Source organism: Zoogloea sp. (assembly GCF_023150065.1).
In the GTDB taxonomy this organism is placed as follows: Bacteria; Pseudomonadota; Gammaproteobacteria; order Burkholderiales; family Rhodocyclaceae; genus Zoogloea.
The window spans coordinates 1-885 of sequence record NZ_JAKLLN010000084.1 but is presented as its reverse complement, the minus strand read 5'-3'; the positions used below and the strand labels follow the sequence as shown (position 1 = coordinate 885).

General features: G+C 70.3%; 1 protein-coding gene. It reads left to right on the top strand.

The genetic code is table 11. The features are described 5' to 3' along the window. Positions 1-885 (top strand): ATP-binding protein (locus L6Q67_RS23535; protein ID WP_296575950.1); only part of this gene is annotated, 885 nt, incomplete at both ends.

Genomic DNA, 885 nt, shown 5'->3' with positions numbered 1-885 from the left:
ACGACATCCTCGACCTGTCCAAGATCGAGGCCGGCAAGTTCAGCATCGAACCGACGAGCGTCGCGCCGGACCAGCTGCTCCACGAAACCCAGGCGCTGTTCGCGGCCTCGGCCACGGGCAAGGGCCTGCAGCTCGAATCCCGCTGGCGGGGCCCGGAAGGCCAGCGCTACGAGGCCGACGCCAACCGCCTGCGGCAGATGCTGTCCAACCTCATCGGCAACGGCGTCAAGTTCACCCCCGGCGGCCACATCCTGATCGAAGGCGCGGAGATCAGCCGCGCAGGCGACACCGCGCTGCTGGAATTCTCGGTCAGCGACACCGGCGTCGGCATCGACCCGGACAAGCTGGGCCTGCTGTTCAAGCCCTTCTCCCAGGCCGACAGCTCGGCCACGCGGGAATTCGGCGGCACCGGGCTGGGCCTGTCCATCGTCGCCAACCTGGCCCGCCTGATGGGCGGCGACGTGGGGGTGGAGAGCACGCCGGGCAAGGGCGCACGCTTCTGGTTCCGGATCCGCGCGGGGCTGATCTCCCCGGGCACAGACAGCCGTCGGGAGGCACGGCCGACGCCGCTCTCCCCTGCCATCACGGCCGGACAACTCAGCGGACGGGTGCTGGTCGCCGAGGACAACCTCACCAACCGCAAGGTCATCGAGGGCATGCTCGGCAGGCTCGGCCTTCGCGTGCAGGTGGCGGAGGACGGCCGCCAGGCGGTGGAGGCCGTCACCCAGGGCGAGGCGCCAGACCTGATCCTGATGGACATCCAGATGCCGGAGCTGGACGGCTACAGGGCAACCGCCCTGATCCGGGACTGGGAAGCCCGCACCGGCAGTGCGCGCCACCCCATCGTGGCCCTCACCGCCAACGCCTTCGACGAGGATCGGCGGC